Origin of the sequence: Mesorhizobium sp. IMUNJ 23033, assembly GCF_044778005.1 — a bacterium.
Classification (GTDB): Bacteria; Pseudomonadota; Alphaproteobacteria; order Rhizobiales; family Rhizobiaceae; genus Mesorhizobium; species Mesorhizobium amorphae_A.
This window is the reverse complement of record NZ_JBJACT010000075.1, coordinates 1-2,727: the sequence shown is the minus strand read 5'-3', so window position 1 is coordinate 2,727 and position 2,727 is coordinate 1. Positions and strand designations below refer to the sequence as shown.

The 2,727-nt window shown below is 57.8% G+C and carries 2 protein-coding genes and 3 pseudogenes; 3 read left to right on the top strand and 2 right to left on the bottom strand.

Annotated features, from left to right (window positions below; translation table 11 throughout):
- Nucleotides 1–176: 176 nt before the first annotated feature.
- A pseudogene (locus ACFX5Q_RS34645) lies at nt 177–611 on the bottom strand (transposase); the annotation flags it as partial.
- A gap of 254 nt (nt 612–865) precedes the next feature.
- Between ACFX5Q_RS34645 and ACFX5Q_RS34640 the strand changes: the two are divergent.
- The 3 genes and pseudogenes from ACFX5Q_RS34640 to ACFX5Q_RS34630 form a co-directional block, all read left to right on the top strand.
- Nucleotides 866–1,234, top strand: coding sequence for a hypothetical protein (locus ACFX5Q_RS34640; protein ID WP_404285039.1), 369 nt, complete (start codon nt 866–868; stop codon nt 1,232–1,234).
- A gap of 41 nt (nt 1,235–1,275) precedes the next feature.
- On the top strand, nt 1,276–1,854 hold the full coding sequence (locus ACFX5Q_RS34635; protein ID WP_404285038.1) for a hypothetical protein: 579 nt from the start codon (nt 1,276–1,278) through the stop codon (nt 1,852–1,854).
- Nucleotides 1,855–2,131: 277 nt separating this feature from the next.
- Nucleotides 2,132–2,473, top strand: a pseudogene (locus ACFX5Q_RS34630) (transposase); the annotation flags it as partial.
- A gap of 55 nt (nt 2,474–2,528) precedes the next feature.
- Here the strand turns inward: ACFX5Q_RS34630 and ACFX5Q_RS34625 are convergent.
- Nucleotides 2,529–2,727: pseudogene (locus ACFX5Q_RS34625) on the bottom strand (hypothetical protein); the annotation flags it as partial.

Here is a 2,727-nt window from a genome sequence, read left to right as displayed (position 1 = left end):
CGTTGTGTTTGTACGGCATGGCAACTCGTATCAAGCTGATTTCGATCCTGCCTGCTATCGCCAAACCGTTGACAAAGGATCCATGCACCAACGCTCCGCGGCGTTGCAGATTGCCTGAAAACGGCGCTGTAAAGTTATCAGCGGATTGATGCAGCGATAGCTGGCCGGGACGGCTGTCACGCTGCGGCGAGACACGCGATTTTGTTCCAGATTTGCATGGCGGCGTTACGCAGATCTCGATGTTGAGCTGATGACAGCGTATTGCGGGGAAAGTGGAACAGGTTGGCAATCGGATCATGGATGGAAACGAACCGCTGAAGCTGGCGTGCCGACTTGAAGCGTTTCATGGTCCTTTCGCGTCGTCGGGTCGGCGGGTGCGAATTTTCCGCTCGATTATTGAGGCCTTTGTGCGACCGGTGTTCGACACCGGGCATGAGGTCGCGCCTGGCGGCATCACAGGACCGGAGCTTGTCGGTGATCATGACCCGTGGTGTCCGCCCTTGAGCCTTCAGCAACTTGCGCATCAGACGCTTTGCCGCCTTGGCATTTCGGCGGCTTTGCACCAGCGCTTCGAGGACGAAGCCGTCCTGATCGACGGCACGCCAGAGCCACTCCGATCATCATATCTTTCATCTTGCCGTCTTCTCCGTCCTGTGGCCTACACCACATCAACTTGGCACATTGCGATGCCGTTAGGGGAGGACGGCAACCACCCCATCTTGTTCTGACCCCTAAAAACAAGCTGAAGCGCAACACCAGCTTGGTGGGGCCGTGGCTGCATAAACTCGACACCCGGCTTCAGGAGATGTTATCAGGTTACGATCCCGCGGTCGTCGAGGACCTGAATCGCGGGGAAATCGAAGACATGAAAAACCTGCCCATCGCTCACTTCAAATTGAATGAGAAAGGCAACGGATTCGAGGATTGCTCAGGCCTCGGTGACTCGTTCACATGGGCCAACGCCGTCGCCTGCATCAACCATGCGCGCTTAATGAGCGGACAGCAATGTCTCTCAAGGGAAGAGGTCATTGTAATTATAGCGTGCCTCAACGCAGTCTACGACGACCCGAGCTCGATCCGGCATACGCTCCATGAGATAGCGCGTGGCTGTTTCGCGGGCGCTGGGTGCACTATCGAGGATGCGGATAAGTTCTACTCGGATGTCTGTCAAAAGGCGGCGGAAGAGTTTTATGGCGGCAGGAATGTCCGGAGGCTGGATACCAGACGCTACTAGCTTCGGAGACTACGAAAAGTCCATGTTCAAAGGAGAGTGGTTTGAAACTCAATTCGATCGACCAATTCAGCATGGCAGCTTCGATGCAGGAGTACACTGCCGTGCAAGAACAGCACCCAGGCAACTTACAGCTCATTCCGCCTGATGCGACGCCCGCAGATGACCATGGAGGGATCCGGCACCCTGACATCGGCGGGTCGATGCGGATGCCGCCGCGGTCCGGCCTGCATAGCAGAGGCGGTTCACTGTGGTCGCGCGTTACGTCAGCAGTTAGGAAAGCGGTTGGAGAATGTTGCGTCGGAAAGCCCTCTAGCGGGTCGGTGCAGGCGTCTGGCAGGGCGTCCTCGTCGGTTCTCCGCTCAGATGACATCGGATATCTCGTTGGCCCGTTATGGGACCACCACCGCTGGGACAATGGCGGCCAACCAATGCCGCGTGAAATCATTCTTGAATTGGGGAAACTCGGGTTCCTACCGGGCCAGCGCACCCAAGAGCAGCCGGCACACTTCAAGATTAACGGTGAGCACTACACGGCCGAGGTGAAGCTAACACCGAAATCCGACGTGGTGTTTGGCCAACTCAGACAAGTTTATCTCATCCACAACGCTCAAGACGCCTGAAGGCCGGGGGATGTCACGTTACCCGCCGATCAGGGTGGCCGGATGGGCGGGTGCTACCCTTACCCGGGCCGGACTGGATGTGTTGCAACCTTTAACGGCGTTGTGACAAGGAACCCTCGATCATTTTCGGAGGTTGCGATGTTCAAAGGCCGTCAGTTCGACCAATCAGAGCGTTGGTGCATGGATCCTTTGTCAACGGTTTGGCGATAGGCAGGCAGGATCGAAATCAGCTTGATGCGAGTGCCATGCCGTACAAACACAACATCACGTCGGAAAGATGAAATTCAGGGTGACGAAGCGTGACTACGAAGCAGGTCTGCGCCGGCGTGGTAGCCTGACCTTATGGGTAACGCCGGAGGCACTGGCGGGATGGCGCGCTCCGCGACGCAAGACCCGCGGCAGCCAAGCCCGGTATTCCGATCTCGCCATTGAGACAGCGCTGACGCTGGGTTGCGTCTTCGCAATGCGGCTGCGCCAGACTGAGGGATTGCTCCACTCGCTGCTGGATCTCATGGGGCTGAAAGTCCCAGTTCCAGATCATACGACGCTGAGCCGTCGGGCACAGAAGTGGGAGCCATCAGCCCGACGATACCCGCCGCTGCCGGACGGCCCGCTGCATGGGCGTTGGTGCATGGGTCCGGACTTGAGCGGATGTCGATCTTTGAAGCGGCAGACTATGCCGTGGCCGCCTTGCGGCGGGCGGATTTCGGGCGTGCGCAGGCAAGCATGCGGTTGAGGACGGCGCAGCCGATGGCGACTTCGGTCTTCTGAACGGGAAAGCGTTGGTGCATGGATCCTTTGTCAACGGTTTGGCGATAGCAGGCAGGATCGAAATCAGCTTGATACGAGTTGCCATGCCGTACAAACACAACG